This is a genomic window from Streptomyces sp. NPDC002870, from assembly GCF_042888505.1.
Classification (GTDB): Bacteria; Actinomycetota; Actinomycetes; order Streptomycetales; family Streptomycetaceae; genus Streptomyces.
Window position 1 is genome coordinate 73,771 of the sequence record NZ_JBIAPW010000032.1, and the last position, 22,528, is coordinate 96,298.

The 22,528-nt window shown below is 69.0% G+C and carries 17 protein-coding genes and 2 pseudogenes; 9 read left to right on the top strand and 10 right to left on the bottom strand.

All coding sequences use genetic code 11. The features are described from left to right. Positions 1-209 precede the first annotated feature (209 nt). The gene (locus ACFYWY_RS30035) at positions 210-1,181 is read right to left on the bottom strand and encodes an antibiotic biosynthesis monooxygenase (RefSeq protein ID WP_389191827.1); all 972 of its coding nucleotides are present in this window, start codon (positions 1,179-1,181) and stop codon (positions 210-212) included. A 4-nt stretch (positions 1,182-1,185) separates the two neighbouring features. Continuing rightward, positions 1,186-3,903: a molybdopterin-dependent oxidoreductase gene (locus ACFYWY_RS30040; RefSeq protein ID WP_389191830.1), complete on the bottom strand. Its 2,718-nt coding sequence runs from the start codon at positions 3,901-3,903 to the stop codon at positions 1,186-1,188. A gap of 253 nt (positions 3,904-4,156) precedes the next feature. Here ACFYWY_RS30040 and ACFYWY_RS30045 point away from each other — a divergent pair, with 253 nt between their 5' ends. Continuing rightward, positions 4,157-4,255, top strand: a complete 99-nt coding sequence (locus ACFYWY_RS30045) for a hypothetical protein (RefSeq protein WP_389191879.1) — start codon at positions 4,157-4,159, stop codon at positions 4,253-4,255. Here ACFYWY_RS30045 and ACFYWY_RS30050 read toward each other — a convergent pair. The 4 genes and pseudogenes from ACFYWY_RS30050 to ACFYWY_RS30065 form a co-directional block, all read right to left on the bottom strand. Further along, a pseudogene (locus ACFYWY_RS30050) lies at positions 4,227-4,727 on the bottom strand (FAD binding domain-containing protein); the annotation flags it as partial. The gene ACFYWY_RS30045 and the pseudogene ACFYWY_RS30050 overlap by 29 nt on opposite strands. A 272-nt stretch (positions 4,728-4,999) precedes the next feature. Then, positions 5,000-5,218, bottom strand: a pseudogene (locus ACFYWY_RS30055) (hypothetical protein); the annotation flags it as partial. A 74-nt stretch (positions 5,219-5,292) separates the two neighbouring features. Next, positions 5,293-6,525, bottom strand: coding sequence for an acyl-CoA dehydrogenase family protein (locus ACFYWY_RS30060; protein ID WP_389191833.1), 1,233 nt, complete (start codon positions 6,523-6,525; stop codon positions 5,293-5,295). A gap of 114 nt (positions 6,526-6,639) precedes the next feature. Further along, positions 6,640-7,809 carry a serine hydrolase domain-containing protein gene (locus ACFYWY_RS30065; RefSeq protein WP_389191836.1) on the bottom strand — a complete coding sequence of 390 codons (1,170 nt, stop codon included), beginning with the start codon at positions 7,807-7,809 and terminating at the stop codon, positions 6,640-6,642. Positions 7,810-7,981: 172 nt separating this feature from the next. Here ACFYWY_RS30065 and ACFYWY_RS30070 point away from each other — a divergent pair, with 172 nt between their 5' ends. Next, positions 7,982-9,034: an enoyl-CoA hydratase/isomerase family protein gene (locus ACFYWY_RS30070; protein WP_389191838.1), complete on the top strand. Its 1,053-nt coding sequence runs from the start codon at positions 7,982-7,984 to the stop codon at positions 9,032-9,034. A gap of 70 nt (positions 9,035-9,104) precedes the next feature. On the opposite strand, the gene ACFYWY_RS30075 is transcribed toward ACFYWY_RS30070, so the two are convergent. Next, positions 9,105-11,231 (bottom strand): SpoIIE family protein phosphatase, encoded by a 2,127-nt coding sequence (locus ACFYWY_RS30075; protein WP_389191841.1) that lies wholly within the window; start codon positions 11,229-11,231, stop codon positions 9,105-9,107. A 218-nt stretch (positions 11,232-11,449) separates the two neighbouring features. Next, positions 11,450-14,959 (bottom strand): phosphodiester glycosidase family protein, encoded by a 3,510-nt coding sequence (locus ACFYWY_RS30080; protein ID WP_389191843.1) that lies wholly within the window; start codon positions 14,957-14,959, stop codon positions 11,450-11,452. A 216-nt stretch (positions 14,960-15,175) separates the two neighbouring features. Between ACFYWY_RS30080 and ACFYWY_RS30085 the strand changes: the two genes are divergently transcribed. From ACFYWY_RS30085 to ACFYWY_RS30110, 6 genes are all read left to right on the top strand, one after another. Beyond that, the gene (locus tag ACFYWY_RS30085) at positions 15,176-15,319 is read left to right on the top strand and encodes a putative leader peptide (protein ID WP_389191846.1); all 144 of its coding nucleotides are present in this window, start codon (positions 15,176-15,178) and stop codon (positions 15,317-15,319) included. A gap of 225 nt (positions 15,320-15,544) precedes the next feature. Next, entirely contained in the window at positions 15,545-16,561 is a 1,017-nt protein-coding gene (locus ACFYWY_RS30090; protein WP_389191849.1) for an ABC transporter substrate-binding protein, read from the top strand. Between the two features lie 4 nt (positions 16,562-16,565). Next, positions 16,566-17,375, top strand: a complete 810-nt coding sequence (locus tag ACFYWY_RS30095; protein WP_389191852.1) for an ABC transporter ATP-binding protein — start codon at positions 16,566-16,568, stop codon at positions 17,373-17,375. Next, positions 17,372-18,259: an ABC transporter permease gene (locus ACFYWY_RS30100; RefSeq protein WP_389191855.1), complete on the top strand. Its 888-nt coding sequence runs from the start codon at positions 17,372-17,374 to the stop codon at positions 18,257-18,259. Before ACFYWY_RS30095 ends, ACFYWY_RS30100 begins: the two co-directional genes overlap by 4 nt. A 10-nt stretch (positions 18,260-18,269) precedes the next feature. Continuing rightward, positions 18,270-19,604, top strand: coding sequence for an LLM class flavin-dependent oxidoreductase (locus ACFYWY_RS30105; protein WP_389191857.1), 1,335 nt, complete (start codon positions 18,270-18,272; stop codon positions 19,602-19,604). 38 nt (positions 19,605-19,642) lie between these two features. Then, positions 19,643-20,539 carry a TauD/TfdA dioxygenase family protein gene (locus ACFYWY_RS30110; RefSeq protein WP_389191859.1) on the top strand — a complete coding sequence of 299 codons (897 nt, stop codon included), beginning with the start codon at positions 19,643-19,645 and terminating at the stop codon, positions 20,537-20,539. A gap of 225 nt (positions 20,540-20,764) precedes the next feature. Here the strand turns inward: ACFYWY_RS30110 and ACFYWY_RS30115 are convergent, their stop codons facing one another. Next, the gene (locus tag ACFYWY_RS30115) at positions 20,765-21,415 is read right to left on the bottom strand and encodes an LAETG motif-containing sortase-dependent surface protein (protein ID WP_389191862.1); all 651 of its coding nucleotides are present in this window, start codon (positions 21,413-21,415) and stop codon (positions 20,765-20,767) included. Positions 21,416-21,557: 142 nt separating this feature from the next. Continuing rightward, positions 21,558-22,052, bottom strand: a complete 495-nt coding sequence (locus tag ACFYWY_RS30120; RefSeq protein WP_389191865.1) for a DUF6328 family protein — start codon at positions 22,050-22,052, stop codon at positions 21,558-21,560. A 172-nt stretch (positions 22,053-22,224) separates the two neighbouring features. Here ACFYWY_RS30120 and ACFYWY_RS30125 point away from each other — a divergent pair, with 172 nt between their 5' ends. Next, the gene (locus ACFYWY_RS30125) at positions 22,225-22,395 is read left to right on the top strand and encodes a hydrophobic protein (RefSeq protein WP_389191868.1); all 171 of its coding nucleotides are present in this window, start codon (positions 22,225-22,227) and stop codon (positions 22,393-22,395) included. The last annotated feature ends 133 nt before the right edge of the window (positions 22,396-22,528 follow it).

Consider the following 22,528-nt stretch of genomic DNA (forward strand, 5'->3'; position numbering starts at 1 on the left):
CTGGCACGTGGGACCACGATTCCTGGTTGGCAGCATGCGGGGATTCCAACCTGCAGTGATGCCGGCTATCTCTCATCACTTGCGGCCAGAAGCAGGAATTCTTCTCGGCGCTTTGGCACAGCACCAGCGTATACCGAGTTGCCCTTGGGGAGGCGGATGCCTTCCCGCTGCGGCAGCCCGCCGGACCGACAGCGCTCGGGGTCGCCAGGTCAGGGCAGCGTCCAGATCTGGGTCGTAACGACGTAGAAGACAACGCCCCAGAAGACGGTCACCGCGGCGACGATGCCGAGGCCGACGAGGTTGGTCTTCGCCGCCGGTTCGTCCGGTGACGGCCGCAGCCACCGCTTGAGCAGCCGGTTCACGTAGTAGGGCATCGTGAGGAAGCTCATGATGAAGCTCGAAAGCAAGTTGCCCACAAGCAGCCCGAGCCAGAGCGGCATCTTCAGCGGCGACAGGGCGAGCGTCAGCAGCACAACGGTCGGGTACAGGCCGACCCAGACCGCGATGGCGGTTTTGGTCTCCGAGGGCGGCGGCGCTTCTTTGCCGTTCTCTTCGAAGGCGAACCAGCTGCCGAACGAGTTGTCGATCGTGCGCAGTTTGAAGTCGTTGAACTTCTCGCCCTCAGCGAGAACTTCCTGCCGCGTGGTCGACGTCAGCCAGGCATCGAGGTGCTCGGCGTTGTCGAATCGGTACAACGTGGTCCATTCATCCTGAAGTCCCTCGATCGGGCGGAAAAGCTCGGTTCCTCGAAAGCCTTCGAATTTGCTCTCCTCCTGGCTCATGTGGCGCTGCCAACGGAGAAAGTCGTCGACGTGGTTCGGGTGGACGCGGTGGGTAACCGCGACGGTCACGAGCGGATCCGTTGGTTGCGTGCCGCCGCTGACAACCTGCTGGGTTGCGGGACCGTCAAAATATTTGCTGCCAGTATCGAGAAGGCTCTGCCTGGTTGCGCTGTTGATCCACGCTTGCAGATGGGCTATCGAGTCGAACCGGTACACGACAACCCAGTCCGGTTGCAGGGGTGTCGGCGGGGAGATCTCGGTGCCGAGGTACCCGGCGTAGTCGGCGGCAGCGGCGTTGACGCCCTTCTGCCACGTTTCGTACTCCCGCTCCAGTCCGGGCAGAACCCTCTGGCCGATGATCACCGTCGCCGCGGCGTCTTCGAGCTCTTCGGTGCTCATTTGCTCAGGCCGTCCACACCGACTGGTCTTCTTTGAGTCGGCTGTAAATCCGTTCCGGAGTCAGGGGCAGCGCGCGGTAGCGGACGCCCGTGGCGTCGTGGAGCGCATTCGCCAACGCGGGGGCCACGGGGTTGATACAGCATTCCGCCATCCCCTTCGACCGCATGGGCCCAACGGAATCCGCCGAGTCCACCAGGAGCACGTCGGTGCGGGGTATATCGGCGTAGGCGGGGATGCGGTAGTTGCGGAAGTTCGGGTTGACCATGACACCGTTCGCGTCGACCTGGTAGTTCTCGGTCAGCGCGAAGCCGATTCCCTGGGCGACACCGCCTTCGACCTGTCCCCGGACTTGCGCGGGGTTGATGACTACGCCGGCGTCGGTCGCCTGGACGCTGTAAAGGATACGGATCTCACCCGTCACCCGATGGACGGCGACTCGGAACCCCTGCGTATTGGAGATGACGCTTCGGGGTGAGCCGTAGGCCTTGCGGGCCGCGGTGAATCGAATTCCGCGTGCTCGGGCCGATGCGACGAGCTCGGCCAACGACACGCGCTGGTCGCCGCAGACGACACCCTCGTCGTCCATCGAGCACATCACGACATGGACACCCGTGTGCGCGGCGGCAAATTCCAGGATGCGATCGCGCACTGCATTGGCCGCTCTCAGTACCGCGTTTCCCGACACGAAGAGGCCCGCACTCGCAAAAGCGCCGGTGTCGAATCCCGTGCGGTCGGTGTCGGACTGCACCAGGCGAATCCGCGACGGCGTCGTGCCCAGCTGGTTGGCCGCGATCTGGACATGCGCGGTCGACGTACCCTCGCCGAATTCGACTGTTCCGACGGCCAACTCGTACACGAGGTCGTCGCCAAGCGTGACCCAGGCCTCGGAGATGTGCTCGGTCGGGGGCGCGGTCTCGTGCAATGAACTCGCGACGCCGGCCCCGACGAGCCACTCGGGGCCGGGGGACGGCTCATCGGCTGTACGGGCCATGGCGTCATCCACCAGATCGATGCACTTCGCGAGTCCGTTCTCGGTGAACATCACGTCGTCGGGGCCGTCATGCATGGCGACGAGCGGATCACCCGGTCGCACGATATTGCGTCGTCGCAGCTCGAGCGGATCGATGTGCAAGGCGAGCGCCAGTTCGTGCATCGCCGATTCCACGGCGAACGCCGGTTGCGTCATCCCGTACCCGCGCAGTGCCCCGCTCGGAACGGTGTTCGTATAGACGGAGAACGCGTCGTACTTCTTGTTGGGGCAGCGGTAGATCATGACGGCAGCGCCGCCTGCATACAGCGTTTCGCCGCCGTGGTTGCCGTAGGCGCCCGTGTTCGACACATTGCGGACCTGGAACGCGGTGAGCGTTCCGTCCGCCTTCGCGCCGAGCTTGACCCTCAACGTCATCGGATGCCGTGGCGAAGCCGTTGTGAACTCCTCCTCGCGGGTGTACTCGAAGCAGACAGGTCGCCCGGTGTCCAGGGTGGCGAGCGCGACCAGATCCTCCGAGATCACTTCCTGTTTGCCGCCGAAGCCGCCGCCAACGCGTTTGCAGAACACGCGGAGCTGGTCCGGGCGCAGCGCGAAGAGATGTGCGAGTTTGACCTTCCCGATCGACGGCGACTGCGAACTGGTACGGACGTTCAGACGGCCGTCCTCCATCCAGGCAATCGAGCCGTGGGTCTCGAGATGCGCGTGTTGCACTCGCGGTGAGGAGTACGTGCCTTCGTGGATCACGTCGGCTTCGGCGAACCCTGCGTCGATATCGCCGATGTGCGAATGGATATCGAGCAAGATGTTGTGGACGGGATCGCGGACGAATGGATCGTCCGAGCCGTGCAGCTGTGGCGCCCCCTCGGCCATCGCCTCTTCGGGGTCGAACACTGCAGGCATTTCCTCGTATTCGACGACGACCCTTCGGCAGCCCTCTTCTGCCGCCCCGACCGTGTCGGCCAGGACCGCAACGACGCGTTGGCCGACGAAGCGGACCGTGTTGTCGAGGATGAAGGTGTCGTCCGGATCGACAAGATGGTCGGAGTGGATCGCCGTGGTAAAACGCTTGCGCGGCACATCTTCCCAGGTGTAGACGCGATGCACGCCGGGAACTGCGAGTGCAGCGGTCTTGTCGATCGAGACGATCCGGGCGTGCGCGTGCGGTGAGTGCAGCACCTTGAGGTGCAGCATGCCTTCGATGTGGGTGTCCATCGTGAACTCGGCGCGACCGGTTACCACGTCATTGGCTGCCGGCGCACCGACGCTCGTCCCGACGGCCTTTCCTGGCGCGGCCGTCTCGACGTCGACGACGCCCTTCACGGCATCCTCGATACCTCGATAGCCGGTGCAGCGGCAGAGGTTGCCCTTCAACGCCCGTGGCAAGTCCTCCTTCTGGGCCTCGGTGAACGTTGCCGACGTCATGATCATCCCTGCGGTGCAGAAACCGCACTGGAACCCCGGGGCGTCGCGGAACTGTCGCTGCATCGGATGCAGGTCGCCGGGTGATCCGATGCCCTCGATCGTCGTCACCTCATGACCGTCCGCGCGGAAAGCGGGGGTGATGCAGCTGTGTACCGGATCGCCGTCGAGCCACACAGTGCATGCGCCGCAATCGCCTGCGTCGCAACCCTTTTTGACGCCATAGTGGCCGAGCGAGCGAAGGAAAGTGCGCAGGCACTGGCCGGGGTCTGGTTCTTCGTCGAAGCTCTTGCCGTTCACGATGTATGTCATGCCGGGCCCTCAGCTATGAGTTCGCGACGAATCTCTTCGGCGAAGTGCTCAGTCAGGTGGCGACGGTGATCGGCGGTCCCGTTGGGATCGGCGAACCAGACGTCGGCGGGGATAACGCCGATGCTCTGCTGCAGAGTTCGGGCATCGGGCATGCTGTCGAAAGCAATGCGCACAGGCCGTGTAGTGCCGGCTGTGACGGTGAGCAGCAGGTCGCTCGTTCCGGGCGTTTGAGTACCGATGAGGAATACCGTCGATCGACCGAGGCGGGTCAGCGCGAAGCGGCGGTGCGCGGTGCGTTTCCTCAGGGCGCGCGCCGGAATGTCGATGCGCCGCAGGATTTCCCCAGGAGTAAGAATGTTCCGATTGTCGCCGGTCACGAAGTCGAGGGCATCGGCGGTGCGCGTGGACCCGTCAGGAGCCCACAACTCGTACTCTGCCTCGAGTGCCACCGTCAGCGTGATCATGGGGCCGGCAGGCAAAGACATGCAGATGTTGCCGCCGACGGTCGCCGAGTTCCAGACCTTGAACGAGGACAGGAACGCCTCGCAGCTTTTCGCGAAAAGGGTGCCCGCGATCCAGTCACCTGGCGGCGCAAAGGCATACAGGTCGCGGACGGTGCACGTTGCGCCGATTTCGAGGCCGGCGTCGCTCGGGACGAGGGAATCCCAACCCAACGCTGTCAGGTCGATGAGGCGGCGCAGGCTCGGCTGCTCCGCGGAAAACAGCCACGTTCCGCCTGCGAGCCAAGCGTCGCCTGCGCGCCAGTCCACGCCTGGCCGATCGGATGGTCGCCGGATGACTTCGGTGATGGTGTTGAGGTCCATGGGAACTGATCTCCCTCACGACGACAATCGTGCGACGGACCGCCTATCGAACTCGATCAACCAGCGCGTGGCGCCGCTCGCGTTCGTGGCAACGCCAAGCAGGTAGGGCTGCGAACATACTTTTTCGATTGCGGACATTCGGCTCGATACACTCGCCGAATATCGACGGGTCACGATGTGCGCTGAGCGGCACAACCTCGAGCGACAGAATCGAATGTCGGCCGCTGCGGTCGAACTGCTCGGGGGAGGACCGGCGGGCGCAGAGATTCCTGTCAAGGATATGCAGAACGGGCCGACCTCGCCAAGTCAGGGCTTCGACGTGAAGTCGTGATGCAGGTGTTTCGGCGCAGGGCGGCTGCGATGTTGCGGCATCCGGCGGCGTGCAGGACGCCGATGGCGAGGTTTCGCCAGGTCGCCATGGCGCGGGGCGCGCCGGTACGAAGCTGGGGGTCGTCCTCGGCAAAGGTCACATCGCGGACGTGACAGAGAGCAGCGAGTATGCGCACGCGTGTGAAGTGACAACGGTGATTGTTATGTGCCAACTGACGTTGTGAGTCACAAAACGTTAGCGCCGTACGCGCGGCATCCCCAGTCCGATCCAGGAGATGATCTCGCGCTGGATCTCGTTGTTGCCGCCGCCGAAGGTGAAGATCACGGCGGAGCGGTAGCCGCGCTCCAGCTCGCCGTGGAGGACGGCGCCGGCCGAGCCCTCCTTGAGGGGGCCTGCCGAGCCGACGACTTCCATCAGCCAGGCGTACGCGTCGCGTCGCGCCTCGGAGCCGTAGACCTTGACGGCGGAGGCGTCCTGCGGGGTGAGCGTGCCTTCCTGGGCGGCGCCCACCATCTGCCAGTTGAGCAGCTTCATGGCGTCGAGCTTGGTGTGGGTCTGGGCGAGGCGCCCTCGCACCCAGCCGAGGTCGATGACGCGGCGGCCGTCGGCGAGCTTGGTGTCGGCGGCCCAGCGCTGGACGTTGTGGAGAGCCCGGATGGCCATGGTGCCGTGGGCGGCGAGGGTGACGCGCTCGTGGTTGAGTTGGTTGGTGATCAGCCGCCAGCCCTTGTTCTCCTGGCCGACGCGCCGGGAGGCGGGCACACGGATGTTCTCGTAGTAGCTGGCAGTGGTGTCGTGCGAGGCGAGGGTGTTGATGATGGTGCAGGAGTAGCCGGGGTCGGAGGTCGGCACCAGCAGCATGGTGATGCCCTTGTGGGGCGAGGCTTCGGGGTCGGTGCGCACGGCGAGCCAGACCCAGTCGGCGGTGTCGCCGTTCGTGGTCCAGATCTTCTGTCCGTTGACGGTGTACGTGCCGGTGTCCTCGTCGCCCTCGCGGACGGCACGTGTCTTGAGGGCCGCGAGGTCGGTGCCCGCGTCGGGTTCGCTGTAGCCGATCGCGAAATCGATCTCGCCGGAGAGGATCTTCGGCAGAAAGTAGGCCTTCTGCTCCTCTGTGCCGAACTGCATGATCGTCGGGCCGACGGTGTTGAGGGCCATCAGCGGCAGCGGTACGCCAGCCTGGGCGGCCTCGTCGAAGAAGATGAACTGCTCCATGGGGCTGAGTCCGCGGCCGCCGTACTCCTCTGGCCAGCCGACGCCGAGCCAGCCGTCGGTGCCGAGGCGGCGCACGGTCTCGCGGTAGAAGCGCTTCTGCTCGCCGGGATCGGCGACGGGGGCGCCCCCCATGCCCTTACGGCTATGAGGGAGGGCGTCGCGAGCGTAGACGTTGTCCGGCACGAGTCCGCCGAAGTACGTGCGCAGCTCGGCGCGCAACTGCTTCTGCTCAGGCGTGTATTCGAGGTGCACGGCCCCTCCAGGAGTCTCGCGATCCGTCGTCCCATGCGCGGCGCACACAGTAGAACGTGTTGCAAGAATCTGGAAGGGCCGGGGCAGTCGAGCCCGTTCTGAACAGCCTGGCGGTCACCTCACCGACTGGTACAGCGCGTCGACAAGAGCCATCTTGCGGGGGTCGTCGGCGATGTGCGGGCCCATGCGGTTCATGACGTAGCCCATGCTGATGCCCGCCTCAGGGTCGGCGAGGCCGCAGGAACCGCCGAAGCCGTCGTGGCCGAACGCGCGGGGGTTGGGGCCGTACGAGCCGTTCTCGCCGCTCAGCCAGAGGCCGAGCGCCACCTCCGTGTCGCTCTCGAAGCCCGCGCCGAGTACCAGGTCCCGGCAGCGGCCCTGGCCCTCGCGGACGCGTTCGGCGGCACCCGGGGACAGTACGCGCCGGCCGGCGAACTCCCCGCGTCCGGCGAGGATTCCGTACAGCGCGGCGACCGCACGGGCGGTGCCGTGGCCGTTGGCGGCGGGGATCTCGGCCGCGCGCCACGCCGGGGTGTTGGCGTCGGACGCGCCGACAGCCGGATTGACCAGGGCCGCCAGGGCGACCGGCTGCAACTGGGCGAAGATCGCGGCCTGTTCGCTGCTCGACGCGGCGGGCGGATGAACCAGCTGGGCGGCGCGCCCGGCCTCCTTCCCCGGCAGCCCGATGGTGAAGTCGATGCCGAGCGGGCCGGTGATCTCCTGGTGCAGGAACTCCCCCGGCAGCTGTCCGGTGATCCGCCGGACGACCTCTCCGACCAGGAATCCGTAGGTCATGGCGTGGTAGCCGGAGCGGGTGCCCGGCTCCCACCACGGCTCAGTGGCGGCGAGGCGGGCGGTGGTCAGCTCCCAGTCGTAGAGCTGGTCGAGGGTGTGCGGCTCGCGCAGCCCGGCCAGGCCCGCGCGGTGCGAGAGCAGATGGCGTACGGGAATTGCTTCCTTGCCGGCCGCGGCGAACTCCGGCCAGTAGGTCGCGACGGGGGCGTCCAGATCGAGCAGCCCCCGGTCGGCGAGCAGATGCGCGCACAGGGCGGTGGGACCCTTGGTCGTCGACCACACATTGACCAGGGTCGCCCGCTCCCACGGGCGGGTGCGCGCCTCGTCCGCCCAGCCGCCCCACAGGTCGACGACGCTCTCTCCGTCGAGGAACACGGTCACGGCCGCGCCGAGTTCGCCGAGAGCGCGGAAGTTCTCCTCGAAGGCGGCGCGCACCGCCTCGAAGCGTTCGTCGCAGCGGCCTGCAATCTGTGGTGCGCGCTCTGACATGGGGGCCTCCGTCGCCTCGGACCGGGTGTCCGGCCTGCCGTCTCCAGCTCACCCAGGAACGTACCGACTGGTCGGACTGGCGGGAAGAGCCCGAACACGAGGCGCGCCTGAAGGAGCCGTAGCCACGTGCGCGAGGATGGACGAAGAAGATCCGTCCCAGGAAGGAACACCGATGGCCCTCGACGACTCCGTACTGCTGCGCACCGAGGGCCGCGCGGGGTACATCACGCTCAACCGTCCCCGGGCTCTCAACGCCCTCACCCACCCGATGGTCCGCACCATCGACGCGGCGCTCGCACAGTGGGAGCCGGACGAATCCGTCGCGGTCGTGGTGATCTCCGGAGCCGGTGAACGGGGGCTGTGCGCGGGCGGCGACATCCGCGCCATTCACGCGGACGCGGTCGCGGGCACGAACGCGTCGATCGACTTCTGGCGGGACGAGTACCGCCTCAACGCCCGTATCGCCCGCTACTCCAAGCCCTATGTCGCCCTCATGGACGGCATCGTCATGGGTGGCGGAGTCGGCATCTCGGCGCACGGCGATGTACGCGTCGTCACCGAGCGCTCCGCCGTCGCCATGCCGGAGACGGGCATCGGCTTCGTGCCGGACGTAGGCGGTACGCATCTGCTCGCACAGACTCCCGGGGAGCTCGGCACTCATCTCGCGCTCACCGGCACCGCGGTGGGCGCGGCCGACGCGCTGCTGTGCGGGCTCGCCGATCACTTCATACCGTCGAGCCGGCTGTCGGAGTTCACCGCGTCGCTCGCCGGGCTGGATGCGGCCGAGGCGGTGCGGCGGTACGCGCAGGCCCCGCCGGAGGGTGAACTGGCCCGGCAACGCGAGTGGATCGACAAGTGCTATGCCGCCGGATCCGTGGAGGAGATCCTCGACCGGCTGCTCGACCACGGCGACCCGGCGGCGAAAGAGGCCGCAGAGACGATCCTGACCCGGTCCCCCACCGCGCTGAAGGTGACGCTCGCCGCGCTGCGCCGGGCCCGGCAGCTGGGGGTGCTGGAGTTGGTGCTCGACCAGGAGTACCGCGTCTCGTGCGCGGGTCTCTCGCAGCCCGATCTGGTGGAGGGCGTACGGGCACAGGTCATCGACAAGGACCGCAGGCCGCGTTGGTCGCCCGCGGAGCTGTCGGGGGTGACGGACGCGCACGTGGCCCGGTTCTTCGAGCCCCTGGGGGAAGGCGAGTTGAGGGCCTCCGGCTCGACCAGGTGATCGTCTGCGATCTCACCCGATCGCTCCCCGATCATGCCTGATTGCGCCTGATCGCGCGGGCCCGCTCCGCTCAGCGTTCCGGGCGGAGCAGCAACAGCGCCGTGTCGTCGCTGCGTTCACGGCTGCGCGTCGCGTGACCGATCAGGGTGTCGGCCAGCGCTTCGAGCGGCTGGTCGGGGGTGCTTGCCAGCAGTGCGGCCAGGTCCACCAGGGCGTCGTCCATGTCGACGCCGGGCACCTCGATCAGACCGTCCGTGTACAGGACCAGTACGGATCCCGGGGGCAGCGGCACCGCCGTGGTGGGGTAAACGGCCCGCGGGTCGACGCCGAGCAGCGGGCCGCCGGCCAGATCCAGGATCTGGACCCGCCCGTCCGGATCGCGGAGCAGCGGCTGGGGGTGTCCGGCGCGGGCCAGCAGGCCGCGGGCGGCCGGCAGGTCAAGGTGCAGATGGACGCAGCTCGCCAGCAGATCCGCGTCGAGGTCGATCAGCAGCCGGTTGGTGCTCTCCATGACCTTGCCGGGCGGCTGGGCGGCCGCAGTGTAGGCGCGGACGGCGGTGCGGACCTGGCCCATCAGCCCGGCGGCGGTGACGTTGTGGCCCTGCACATCTCCGATGACCGCGTCGCCGGTGCGCATCAGGTCGTAGAAGTCGCCGCCGATGTCCATGCCCTGGGTGCCGGGCAGATAGCGCGCGGCGACCTCCAGGCCGGGCAGGGTGGGCAGGGAGTGCGGCAGCAGTGCGGCCTGGAGGCCGTGGGCCAGCAGGTGTTTGGTGTCGTAGAGCCTGGCCCGTTCCAGTGCCTGGGCGATGAGGCCGCCGAGGCTGGTGAGAACGGCGCGCTCGTCGGTGGAGAAGTGGTGCGGCTCCGAGTAGCTGAGTACGCAGGTGCCGACGGGCCGTCCGGATGCGATCAGCGGCAGATATGCCCAGGCGGCCATGCCGTCACGGGTCGCGAAGCGCGCGGGATAGATGTGCTCCAGCTGTTCGCGCGACTCGAAGAAGGACGGCACTCCGGTCGCGAGCGTCTGGGCGCCGGGAGTCTGGGCGGCCAGGGGCATGCCGTCGAACCGCTCCACGATCTGCGGGTTCTGATAGCCGCGCTGACCAAGGACGCGCAGCCGCCCGGCCTCCGCCGCGAGCATGACCAGCCCGCGGCTCCCGACGGCCGGCATGATCTCGTCCGCGACCAGCTCGATCACGTCGGACACGCCGACGGCCTCGGTCAGCGCGCTGGCCAAGTTGAGGATGTGGGATATCGCCACCAGGCCCGCGGGCTGCTCAGCCGGTGCGTCGTGGGGCATCTCCCGGACGGTTCCGCGGGCCGGGGTGATCTGCACGCTGATGCCGCTTCTGCTCGGGTGGAAGCGGAACATCAGCCAGTCCTGCGGCGGACGCAGCGCCACGAAGGACGTGGCGTGCTGGCTGATCATGGCCGCCCGGTAGCGGTCTTCGTACACCGGGTCGTTCAGCCACGGCAGGGCCGACCACAGCAGGTTTCCCAGCAGCCCGGGCACGGGGATGCCGAGCAGTTCGCCGGCGGCGGGGTTGGCGTACGTCACGAGTCCGTTGACATCCAGGGAGCACATCCCGTCCGGCATCCGCGCCAGCATGTGCACGGCCTGGATCGCGCCGGACGTCCCGGTCATGGCGGAGGGCCCGAGGAAGTCCGCCTCGGGGACGACGGCACGGCCCTGCTGCGCGGCGCGTGCCAGCCGCAGGGCGAGGCGGTCGCAGGCGGCGGTGAGACGGCCGCGTTCGGTAGCGGATATCTCGGGCGGATGGGAGCCGGGCCAGGTGACGAAGACGGCGCCGTACACGGTGTGGGCGGTCGTGATGGGCAGTGCGGCGAGGGTGAACGGATAGGGCAGGACCACCGCGATGCGGGGATAGCGGCGGGCCATGTCTTCCTCACCCGCGACCCAGATCAGCTCCCGCTCGCGCACCGCCTCGGCGACGGGGATGGGCGAGCCGACCGAGACGCGTTCCCAGGGCGCCGCGAAGGCGCGGGGCAGCCCGGCCATGACGGCCATCTCGAGGACCTTGTCGTCGTGCGAGAGCAGATAGACGGCTCCGGAGTGGGCCTGGACATCGTTCATCATCCCGGCGAGCGCAAGCGACAGGAGGGGGTGGGAGCCCTCGCCCCCGCCGTCCGGCTCTGCGGCTTCTGCGGCCCCTGGGGCGAGCGGATCGGACAAGGGCAACCACCTCCTCCGCAACGCTCACGACCAAGGCTGCCCGCTGCGGGGGCTTCCCGCACGGCGAGCGGGGGCAGCTGATCCCTCCCGGGCAGAGCCAGGCCTCGCCGCGTACCGGGAGCCGGGACACGGCGGCCGCGCCGCCGCCCCGCACCCCCTTCCGGGTCCGAGGCCGCTACGCGCAGGCAGATGTGTCCCGGCCGCCCGGCCCACCCCGCTCAAGCCGCTGGGACCCGCTCTAGGCCGCCCGGCCCACCCCCCGCTCCCTCCGCCGTTATGCGGACCTCCGTACGTTGCGACACGCCGCCCACCGTCACCGCCAGCGTGACCGTCCCCGGTCGCAGGGCCGTCAGCCGGCCCGTCGTCGGGTCGAACGCCGCCGCGTGGCGGTGGCGGGCGTTCTCCGGGGCGCCGATGTACAGATTCGGCGATCCCGTCCAGTCCGCGCTCAGCGGAAATGCCACCGGAACCCGGCGCGCCCCCTGAGTGACCGTCGCGCCGGCGTCCTCGCTGTCGCCGGGCCGCAGCGCCGCGGGCGCGTCCAGGGCCAGCCCGTCGACATGGGCGCGGGTCTGGACGGAGACCCAGTCCGACCCGCCCTCCCACGGCCTGAGGCGGCCCACCGACTGCTCGCCCCGCGAGACCTTGTCGACGCCGACCAGCGACCAGCCCGTGAAGCCGCCCTTGTCCGCCGGGCCCGCCGGACTCTTGCCCGAGTTGCCGTTGATCAGGTACGGCACGCCGTCCACGTGCTCGGCATGGAAGACGCCGACGTGGCTGCCGATGAGCCCCGCGCCCTTGCCCGTCGTACGGCGGAACTCCGCGAGCCACTGCTCGATCAGCGCCGCCTCCTTGCGGTCGCTCAGCTGGCTGCCCTTCTGGACGGTCGGGTCGCGCGGCGGGACATGCTCGACGAGCATCACCGAGCCGATGTGCGGGTCCTTGGCGGCCGCGTCGAGCTGCGCCCGTACCTCCTTGATCTGGTCGAAGCCCCCGCCGCGCAGCGTGAGGCTCGACGTGTCCAGCGTCAGAAAGCGCGTGCCGCGATGGTCGAACGTACGGTGCGCGGGGCCGAATTCGGTGATGAAGTTGTCTATCTTCCCGCCCATGACCTCATGGTTGCCGGGCACGTAGTACCAGGGCAGCTCGTCCCCCAGCTCCTCGGTCAGCACGCGCCTCGCGAACGCGAGGTCCGCGGGCGAACCCTCGTCGACGAGGTCGCCGTTGACGACGACGAAGTCGGGCCGCGCGGCCTTGATCTCGCGCAGGGTACGCCGCGCCTGCGCCACGATCGCGCTGTCGGGGTCGCGGGCGACGAACTGCGCGTCGGACATGACAGCGAACCGCCAGTCCCTGTCCTCGGTTTCTGCCGCGGGGTCGATCAGCGGATCGGCCGTACGCGGCTGTTCCGGCACATCGACGGTCGGCGGCACCTGTGCCGTGAGGCCGTCGATCACGATCTTCCCGGTGTACTGCTTGGCGGCAGCGGTCTCGGCCAGATAGAAGCGGTACACCGACAGCGGCATCGCGGCCCCGGGCGGGACGGCGAAGGTCACCTGCCGCCAGCCGGTCCAGGTGACGTAGGGGCCACGCAGCAGTTGGTCGGATCCGGCCGCGTCCTTGAGGTGCAGAGTGGGCCACGCCCCCTTGCCGTCGCCCTTGATCCAGAGGGTGAAGGACTGCGGCTGACCCGGGACGGCGATCGGCCGCGGCGGGTTGGCGTACGCGGCGCGGGTCGCGGTCGACTGCGTGAAGTCGTAGCTGAGTTCCAGGCCGGTGCCGCTCTGCCCGTGGGGCGTCGCCGCGACCGAACCGCTCGCGCGCGCCTGGCTGAAGGTCCAGGACGCCGCGTCGTCGAGGGCCGACACCGGCTGTTCGGCGAGGCCGACGCTGACGGCGAGGGCGGTGGTGACGCCGGCGACGGTTGCCGTGATCCGCCCGGCGCCCGCGCCCGTACGGGAAGTGACGGCGAAGGAGCCCCGGCCGTCGTCGCGTACGTCGAACAGCGTGTGGTCGTAGGCGAGTTGCACATCGCCGGGTTCGACGGGTGCACTGTTGCCCTGCGCGTCGAGGCCGAGGATGCCGAAGGTGCCGGTGGCGCTCGAGTCCGCGAGGCCGACGCGTCGGGTGGTCGGCTCGATCCGGGCCAGGTCGTCGAGGACGGTCAGTTCGATGCTGCCGTGGACGCCGGCGCGTTCGGCACGTATCTCGGTGGTGCCGCTGTGCCGCGCCCGGAACACGCCGTGGCCGTCGACCCGGCCCACCGAGGGCCGTACGGCACGCCAGTGCGGTGTTCCCGCCGCCGGTCCGTACGTCTCGTCGTATCCGTCCGCGGTGAGCCGGCGGGTCAGTCCGGGGAACACCCGCTCGGGGTGGCCGCCCTTGACCGGATCGGCGGTTGGGGCGCTCCCTGCGGGGGTGCGGGTCTCGACCCAGAAGCCGCGCAGCCGTCCGCTGCCGTCGGGAGCGGTGAGCGCGAGCCCGTTGGGCACCGTGCGCTCGCTGCCGTCGGAGGGGCTGTTCTCCACCTTCAGGGCGTCGCTGCCGGGCTCGCGCGCGAGGAGCGTCGAGGATCCGCCGCCGTCGAGGTTGAGCGCGCTGTGGGCACCGGCCTGCTTCATCATCAGGCCGAGTTCGGTGAGCGTCACCCCGCCGCTGTCGGCCTGTCTGCCGTCAACGGTGATGACCTGCATCGCGCTGCCGCCCTTGGAGAAGCCGACGGCGGTGCGGGGGGCGGCGGTGTTGTTGCCCTCGCCCTCGTGGTTCTGGGGTACGCCGTCGACGACGAGGAGTTCACGGCCGCCGACCGCGGTGCGCGGGACGGGGCCGCTGTCGGTGCGCGGCCGGTACTCCAGGGACACCGGGTCGCCGGGGCGCAGCGCGGCGAGGAGTCCGGCGCCGGCATCCCGTCCGACCAGGACGGTGGCGTCCGAGGCGATCGGCCCGGTGCCGGGCCTTCCCGTGACCGCGACGACCTTGCCGTCCCGTACGAGCGCTTCGGCGACGGGAGTTGCGGCGTCCACGGTCAGGGCACGGTCGGCGGTTCCCCAGTCCGCGGTGTACGCGCCGATGCCGCCGGCCGGGACGTTCGCGGCGTTGTACGCGGTCAGCGGGTGCGGCCCCGACGGCAGCGTCAGGGTGCCGTCGAAGTAGAGCTGCAGGACGCGACCCGCGCTACCGGGGCCGATGCCGACGGCCCGGTTGGCGCCGGTGGCCGGCGAGTGGGTGACCTTGCCGTCCTTGATGCCGGGGCCCTGCGGAGCGCCGGTCTGGTTGATGTCGAAGAAGTCGGCGTTGATGGCGGCGACCGTGCGCCGGCCGGGTCCGGCGTCGTGACCGGCGGCGAGTTCGGAGACCGTGCGGCGGTCGGCGACCTTGCCCGATGAGAGGTAGTCGGCCTGTGCGCCGCTGCCGTCGAGATCGACGGAGAGTGCGTCGACCCGCAGCCACTTGTTGGATTCGAGCCGGTCGTACGAGGTGAGGCGGACACCCGGGGCGATCGGCCGGGAGCTGCGCGCGGTCTCGATACCGTCGCCGTCGGCAATGGCCGTGGGACGTCCTGCCGGAGCGCTCGCGGGTGGCGGGGCGATCGGACGCAGTACTTCGGCGGAGTCACGGGGACGGGGGTCGGGGGTGGTATCGGCTACGGAGGGGGATACCGCCCCCGCCGTCAGTGCGGACAACGTCGCGACCAGCACGACGGAGCGTCTTGCTCTGCCAAGGCCCACAACTACTCCTGAAATACGACTAGTTGAGCACGCAGTAAGCGCTGTCGGCGCACAGCATCGCGTCGCTCGGGGGAACGCACCAGGGGGCCGCGGGAACACCAGGAAGAACAGGGGCTGTCACGGGCGTTGCCATCAGCACTCGATCTTCGGTGGGCAGGTGTCGAGCGAGGCCGGGGCGCGAGCAACAATCGCGCAAGAAACCCGTAACAATTCACCATGCAAGACGATTTCCGAAGTGCATTGACGTGGCCGGAAGTCGCTGCCATTCTCTGCGGTGTGAGTCAAGCTGACATTCTCGTATCGCGCCTGCACGTCGATCTCCGACGTCACGCCAGCGCACTCTGTGCCGCCGGCCGCTGAAACACCCCCAGCTGACTTCTCCGCGCCGAGCCCCTGCTCCGGGGCGCTCCCGGCGGGCTGAGCAACCCCTCTCCCACCGCGCGGTAATCCTTTTGGCAGAGCCTTCGCAGAATTCACCTGCCGAATTCATGCAGCCCGCTTCACCTGAATGAACCGCGCCCTTTGTGCACCCTCCTTCGCGCGATGATTCAGGCATCTTCGCGTACCCCGAAACGGAAATGACTGATGACCACATCCCGACGCACTTTCCTTGTGCTCTCCGGCCTCTCCGCGCTGGCGGCCGCCGGCTGCGGCACAGCGAGCGGCAGCGGCACACGCAATACCACAACGCTCCGTTACCAGGGTTCGGCCGGCGCGGTCACCCCGCCCGAACTCGCCGCCTCCCTGGGCTATTTGGGCGATCTGAAGCTCGACTGGGTGGGCAACACCATCAGCGGCCCGCAGGACATCCAGTCGGCAGCGTCCGGCCAGACCGACTTCGGCGGCGCGTTCAACGGCGCGGTGGTCAAGCTCGCCGCCCGCAAGGCGCCCATCAAGGCGGTCATCAGCTACTACGGCTCCGACAAGTACGCCTACAGCGGCTACTACGTCGCCGAGAAGAGCGCGATTCGCACACCCCGCGACCTCATAGGCAAGAAGGTCGGGATGAACACCCTCGGCGCCCACGCCGAGGCGATGCTCGACATCTACCTCAAGAAGAACGGGCTGAGCCGGGCGGAGGCCGAGCAGGTCGAGCGGATCGTCGTGCCGCCCGTCAACACCGAACAGTCCCTGCGTCAGCGCCAGATCGACGTGGCCGTCCTCGGCGGCATCCTGCGCGACAAGGCGCTGGAGACCGGCGGCGTACGGAAACTCTTCAGCGACTACGAACTGCGCGGGGCCTTCAGCGCCGGCACCTATGTGCTCACCGAGCGCTTCATCGAACAGAACCCGGAGACGGTGCGGACCTTCGTCACCGGAGTGGGCAAGGCCCTGGACTGGTCCCGTACGACACCCCGCGACGAGGTCGTCGCCCGGATGACCGAGATCGTCGCCAAACGCAAGCGCAACGAGAGCGCCGACGCGCTCAAGCACTGGCAGTCCTACGGCGTCTCGGAACCCGGCGGCCGGATAGCGGAGAAGGAACTGGCGGTCTGGGCCGACTGGCTGGCCGAGCGCGGCGACATCAAATCCGGGCAGGTGCGCGTCCCCGATCTCTACACCAATGAGTTCAACAAAGCCCGGGCCAAGAGGGGGAGTTGATCCCATGACCGCGAAAATCAGCTTCCGGGGCGTCGGCAAGACTTTCTCCGTACGCGGAAAGCAGCAGAGCGTCGTCGCCCTGGACGGCATCGATCTCGACATCGCCGCCGGTGAGTTCGTGGTCATCGTCGGCCCGAGCGGCTGCGGGAAATCCACGCTGCTCGACCTCCTCGGCGGTCTGTCCGAGCCCACCTCGGGTCAGATCCTGCTGGACGGTGAGCCGGTCACCGGCCCCGGCCTGGACCGGGGCATCGTCTTCCAGCAGTACGCCCTGCTCCCCTGGCGCACCGCCCAGGGCAATGTGGAGTTCGGACTGGAAGCCACCCAGGTGCCCCGGCGCGGACGGGCCGAGCGGGCCAGGGAGTATCTGGCGCTCGTCGGTCTCACCGGCTTCGAGGACCGGCATCCGCACGAGCTGTCCGGCGGTATGCGCCAGCGCGTCGCCATCGCCCGCAGCCTCGCCTACGACCCCGACGTGCTGCTGATGGACGAACCGTTCGCGGCACTCGACGCACAGACCCGCGAGTCCCTCCAGGACGAGTTGCTGCGGATCTGGCAGCGCACCGGCAAGACGATCGTGTTCATCACGCACGGCATCGACGAGGCCGTCCACCTCGGTCAGCGGGTGGCCGTACTCACCTCGCGGCCCGGCCGGATCAAGGAGGTCGTGCCGATCCGCCTGGGCGAGCGCAGCGCCGACGAGGATCCGCGCTCCAGCCCCGAGTTCGCGCACCACCGCCACCAGATCTGGAGCCTGCTGCGCGACGAGGTCAGCCGGGCCCAGCAAGAGGAGAGGGAGGCCGCAACGCCATGAGCATCACCACCGAAAAAGTGCTGGTGACAGCCGCCGATGCGGGCGGCGCGCAGCGCACAGAACCGGCGCTCGCGGACCCCGGCCGCACCCGCGCACTGCCCGCCCCCCTTCGGCGCACAGGCCGGGCCCTGCTGGCGGTCATCACCCGGACCGTGGCGATCGCGGCGCTGATAGCGGTGTGGGAGACCGCGCCCCGGCTCGGCCTGGTCGACCGGACGTTCCTGCCGCCGTTCTCCGAAGTCGCCGTCGCCTGGTGGCAGCTGCTGCTCGACGGGCAGCTCGCCGAGCACGCGCAGGCCAGCCTCGGCCGCTCGCTCACCGGATTCGGGCTGGCGGTCGCCGTCGCGGTGCCGCTCGGCCTGCTGATCGGCTGGTACCGGCCGCTCGCGGATCTCCTGAACCCGCTGCTGGAGGTCTTCCGCAACACCGCCGCGCTCGCGCTGCTGCCGGTGTTCGTCCTGCTCCTCGGCATCGGCGAGACGTCAAAGATCTCGATCGTGCTGTACGCGTGCACCTGGCCGATCCTGCTGAACACCATCAGCGCCGTACGCAGCGTCGATCCGACCCTGCTGAGGCTGGCCAAGTCGATGGATCTGCCCGCGCCGAAGATCTTCCAGAAGGTGATCCTGCCCGCCTCCGTGCCTACGGTCTTCACCGGCATCCGGCTGGCCGGCGCGGTGGCGATCCTGGTGCTCGTCGCCGCCGAGATGGTGGGCGCCAAGGCGGGGCTGGGCTATCTCGTCAACGCCTCGCAGTTCAACTTCGCGATCCCCGAGATGTACGCCGGGATCATCACCATCTCCGCCATCGGCGTGGCTTTCAACCAGCTGCTCGTGGCCCTGGAACGCCGCTTCACGTCCTGGCGCACCCCGACCGGAAGCTGAGGATCCGCCCATGTCCACCGACTCTCCACGCCAGTTCCATCTCAACGCGTTCCTGATGAACGCCGGTCATCACGATGCCGCCTGGCGCCATCCGCGCACCCAGCCCGAGCGGATCACCGATCTCTCGTACTTCCAGGAGCTGGCCCGTACCGCCGAACGCGGCAGGCTCGACTCGCTGTTCCTCGCGGACGGCGTCGCTCTGTGGGGCAATGCCCGCTTCAACGCGGTCGGCGGTTTCGAGCCGCTCACACTGCTCTCGGCGCTGGCCGTCGCCACCGAGCGCATCGGCCTGATCGCCACCGTGTCCACGACCTTCAACGAACCCTTCCATGTGGCCCGCAAGTTCGCCTCGCTCGACCACATCAGCCGCGGGCGAGCCGGCTGGAACATCGTCACCTCCGGCAATGTCGCAGAGGCCAGGAACTTCGGCCTCGAAGAGCATCTGGAGCACGCTCTGCGCTACGAGCGTGCGGCCGAGTTCCTCGATGTGACCAAGGAGCTGTGGGACAGCTGGCTGGACGACGCGCCGGTGATCGACCGCGAGCGCGGCGTCTATTCGGAGGAGGGCGCCGTACGGGCGATCGAGCACCGCGGCAACCATTTCCGGGTCGACGGGCCGCTCAACATACAGCGCTCACCCCAAGGACATCCGCTGCTGGTGCAGGCCGGGTCGTCCGAGGACGGCAAGGAGTTCGCGGCCCGGTACGCGGAGGCCGTGTTCACCGCCCAGCAGACTCTCGCCGACGGACAGACCTTCTACAAGGACCTCAAGTCGCGGCTCGCGAAGTTCGGCCGCGCACCGGGCCAGTTGAAGATCCTGCCCGGCATCTGCCCGGTCATCGGTGGGACCGAGGCCGAGGCGCTGGCACTGGAGGACGAGCTCACGGGGCTGCAGGTCCCGGAGTACGGGCTCCAGCAGCTGTCCGGGATGCTCGGCACGGACCTGAGCGGACTGCCGCTGGACGGTCCGCTGCCCGAGCTCCCCGAGGAGCAGGACATCAACGGCAACAAGTCCCGCTTCACACTGGTCGCCGAGCTCGCCAGGCGCGAGCAGCTCACCATCCGGCAGCTGATCGCCCGGCTCGGCGGCGGCCGCGGCCACCGGGTCTTCGCCGGCACGCCCGAGCAGATCGCGGACCAGCTGGAGCAGTGGTTCACCGAGGGCGCGGCAGACGGCTTCAACATCATGCCGCCGTATCTGCCGGGCGGACTCGACGACTTCGTCGACCAGGTCGTCCCCCTGCTGCAGGACCGGGGGCTGTTCCGCACCGAGTACAGCGGCCGCACCCTGCGCGACCACTACGGCCTTCAGCGCCCGGCAGGCCGGTCGGCCCTTTCCCACTGATTCCCCGTCAACTCATCACCATAGAAAGGCAGTTCAGCATGACCAGTACCGGTTTCGACATCCGCCGGATCGGCGGCCGTATCGGCGCCGAGATCCTCGGCACCGACATCTCCACCGACATCGACCCCGCCATCGTGACCGAGATCAACGCGGCGCTCGTCGAGCACAAGGCGCTCTTCTTCCGCGAGCAGCGGCTCGACGACGCCGCTCAGCTACGGTTCGCCTCGCTGTTCGGCGAGCTCACCACCGCGCACCCCACGGTTCCGTCCGTCGAGGGCCGGCCGCACATCCTGCCGGTCGACGGGGACGAGGGCATCCGCGCCAACCAGTGGCACACCGACGTCACGTTCCTGCGCACCCCGCCCAAGGCGTCCACGCTGCGCAGCCTCGTGGTCCCGCCGTACGGCGGCAACACCCTGATCGCCAACTCGGCGGCCGCCTACCGGGATCTGCCCGAGGCACTGCGCGAGCTGGCCGACCGGCTGTGGGCCGTCCACACCAACGCGTACGACTATGCCGAGCCGAAGAGCGAGAAGGCCGCCGAGCACCGCAGGCAGTTCGTCTCGAGGAAGTACCGCACCGAGCACCCCGTGGTGCGCGTCCACCCCGAGTCTGGCGAACGCGGCCTGTTCATCGGCGGCTTCGCGCAGTCTCTGGTGGGCCTGTCCCCGTCCGAGTCCCGCGACATCCTGCGGATCCTCCAGTCGTACGTGACCCGCCCGGAGAACGTCGTCCGCTGGACCTGGGCGCCGGGCGACCTGGTCCTCTTCGACAACCGCAGCACGCAGCACTACGCGCCCGACGACTACGGCGATCTGCCGCGGCTGCTGCACCGGGTGACAGTCGCCGGCGATGTCCCTGTCGGCGTCGACGGAGGGCTCAGCCGGGTCGTCGAGGGCGACGAGGCGGCGCACTACACACCGGCCGCCGCCTGACAGCGAAGCGGGGGGGGGGGGGGGGGGGGGGGGGGGGGGGGGGGGGGCCCCCCCCGCGCGCGGCGGGGGGGGGGGGGGGGGGGGGGGGGGGGGGGGGCGGCCCCGCCCCCCCCCGGCCCGCCCCCCCCGCCCGCGGGGGGGGGGGGGGGGGGGCGGCCCCCCCCCCCCCCCCCCCCCCCCCGCTTCGGCGACGCGCCGCGGTTCGTCCGCGGCGACGCGCCCAGGTCAGTGCTGGGCGCTACGACGCTTGCGCGCGGCCCACATGATGCCGCCACCCGCGACGATGACCGCGGCGGCAGCGCCGGCGATCAGCGGAGTGGAGCTGGAAGAGCCCGTCTCGGCCAGGTCACCCGAGTTGGAGGTCGGCTTGGCCGGCGGCACCTCGGCGGAGCTGGTGGAGCTGCTCGGCGTGGGAGTGGCCGTGGTGGGCGTGTCCGAGGGAGTCGGCGTGGCCGACGGGGTCGGCGTGGCCGGCGGCGTCGGGGTGGCCGGCGGAGTGGCCGGCGGGGTGCTCTCGCCCTCGCAGACCGGCGCCTTCTTGGTCTCGTCGCGCGAGAAGTTGTCGCCGTCGCCGGCCTTGACCACCAGGCGGACGGAGAGCTCGCTGCTGTGCTTGGGCAGCTCGAGCTTCTTGTGGAACTCCTTCTTGAACGTCTCGGTGGGCAGCAGGTCCTTGCCGTCCACGGTGACGCTCACGGTGTTTTCGACCTGGGAGCTGTACTGGGTCAGGTCGATCTGGACCTCGGTGCAGGTCACCGACCACACCGGGGTGTGCGCCTGCGCCGGGCCGGCGGCCAGGCCGACGCCGAAGACGCCGGCCGTCGCCACCGCTACCAGAGCCCCCGAACGGCGCCACGATCTATTGATTGCTGTCACAAAATCCTCCACGGTTGCCGCGCCACCACCCATATGGCGGTGCGCGCACAGTACCGCCACACTCCCAGGGGTCTGCACCCACCCCACCCCTCTCTTACATCTCCCAAGACGTCTGGCGTTCCCCGGGGTTGAACCGCGCCTCTCAGCGGTCGTCCCGGTAAATGACGCGGGCCCACGCCGGAAACACCAGCCAGCACAGGACGAACCACACGACCATCCCCACCACCAGCCACATCGCCAGCGTGTCGTCGACGACCACGCGCAGGATGAGGAGCAGGGCAGACGCCATCGTGCACAGCAGGAGGAACAGCCCGACCACGGTGAGGCGAGAGGCCCAGATGACCGTCTGGGGCTTCAGCCGCTGGCCGGTGAGAAGCCGGTGGAAGGACACCGGGCCGATCAGAGCGCCGGTCGTGGCCGCCCCCAGCAGCACCGTGATCGTATAGATCGTCCGATTGGTATCGGAGAGAGCGGCGAAGCGCGGCTGGAAGGCCACCGTGAGCAGAAATCCGAAGAGGATCTGCACACCGGTCTGGGCGACCCGCAATTCTTGAAGGAGTTCGGCCCAGCGCCGGTCGGCCCTTTCCTCCGGGGTTTCGTCCCGACCGCGATCACGCACTTCGTCGGCTTTCCCCATCACCGGACACCTCCGTATTGTGAACCCTGCTTGCGCCGAGTCAGCTCCTTATATCGCACTCACCGGGCCGCATGCCCGCAGCCGCACTTGTCAAACGTGCGTCAAACCCTGCGGCCGAACGGACGTGTAGGCAGGGGGATTCCGGGCACCCGTCCGCATGGAGGTGCAGAAAATGGTTCCCATCCTGCTCGTTCTGCTTCTGGCACTGATTCTCTTCGGAGCCGGATTCGCCGTGAAGGTGCTCTGGTGGATAGCACTGATCGTGCTTGCCATCTGGCTCCTGGGATTCTTGGTGCGGAGCACCGCGTCGACAGGCACGAGGTCGCGCTGGTACCGCTGGTAGACGGCGAATTGAACGAGAATTCAATAGGTCCGCCCGTAAGGGCGGCGAGTCGGGGGGGGGGGGGGGGGGGGGGGGGGGGGGGGGCGGGGGGGCGGGGGGGGGGGGGGGGGGGGGGGGGGGGGCGGGGGCGCGC

What these genes read in the sequence shown, in the direction of transcription:
- ACFYWY_RS30040 (WP_389191830.1), bottom strand. Translation starts at nt 3,903, where the DNA reads ATGACATACATCGTGAACGGCAAGAGCTTCGACGAAGAACCAGACCCC.
- ACFYWY_RS30070 (WP_389191838.1), top strand. Translation starts at nt 7,982, where the DNA reads ATGGCCCTCGACGACTCCGTACTGCTGCGCACCGAGGGCCGCGCGGGG.
- ACFYWY_RS30095 (WP_389191852.1), top strand. Translation starts at nt 16,566, where the DNA reads ATGACCGCGAAAATCAGCTTCCGGGGCGTCGGCAAGACTTTCTCCGTA.
- ACFYWY_RS30105 (WP_389191857.1), top strand. Translation starts at nt 18,270, where the DNA reads ATGTCCACCGACTCTCCACGCCAGTTCCATCTCAACGCGTTCCTGATG.
- ACFYWY_RS30085 (WP_389191846.1), top strand. Translation starts at nt 15,176, where the DNA reads ATGCAAGACGATTTCCGAAGTGCATTGACGTGGCCGGAAGTCGCTGCC.
- ACFYWY_RS30065 (WP_389191836.1), bottom strand. Translation starts at nt 7,809, where the DNA reads ATGTCAGAGCGCGCACCACAGATTGCAGGCCGCTGCGACGAACGCTTC.
- ACFYWY_RS30100 (WP_389191855.1), top strand. Translation starts at nt 17,372, where the DNA reads ATGAGCATCACCACCGAAAAAGTGCTGGTGACAGCCGCCGATGCGGGC.
- ACFYWY_RS30120 (WP_389191865.1), bottom strand. Translation starts at nt 22,052, where the DNA reads ATGGGGAAAGCCGACGAAGTGCGTGATCGCGGTCGGGACGAAACCCCG.
- ACFYWY_RS30110 (WP_389191859.1), top strand. Translation starts at nt 19,643, where the DNA reads ATGACCAGTACCGGTTTCGACATCCGCCGGATCGGCGGCCGTATCGGC.
- ACFYWY_RS30035 (WP_389191827.1), bottom strand. Translation starts at nt 1,181, where the DNA reads ATGAGCACCGAAGAGCTCGAAGACGCCGCGGCGACGGTGATCATCGGC.
- ACFYWY_RS30125 (WP_389191868.1), top strand. Translation starts at nt 22,225, where the DNA reads ATGGTTCCCATCCTGCTCGTTCTGCTTCTGGCACTGATTCTCTTCGGA.
- ACFYWY_RS30090 (WP_389191849.1), top strand. Translation starts at nt 15,545, where the DNA reads ATGACCACATCCCGACGCACTTTCCTTGTGCTCTCCGGCCTCTCCGCG.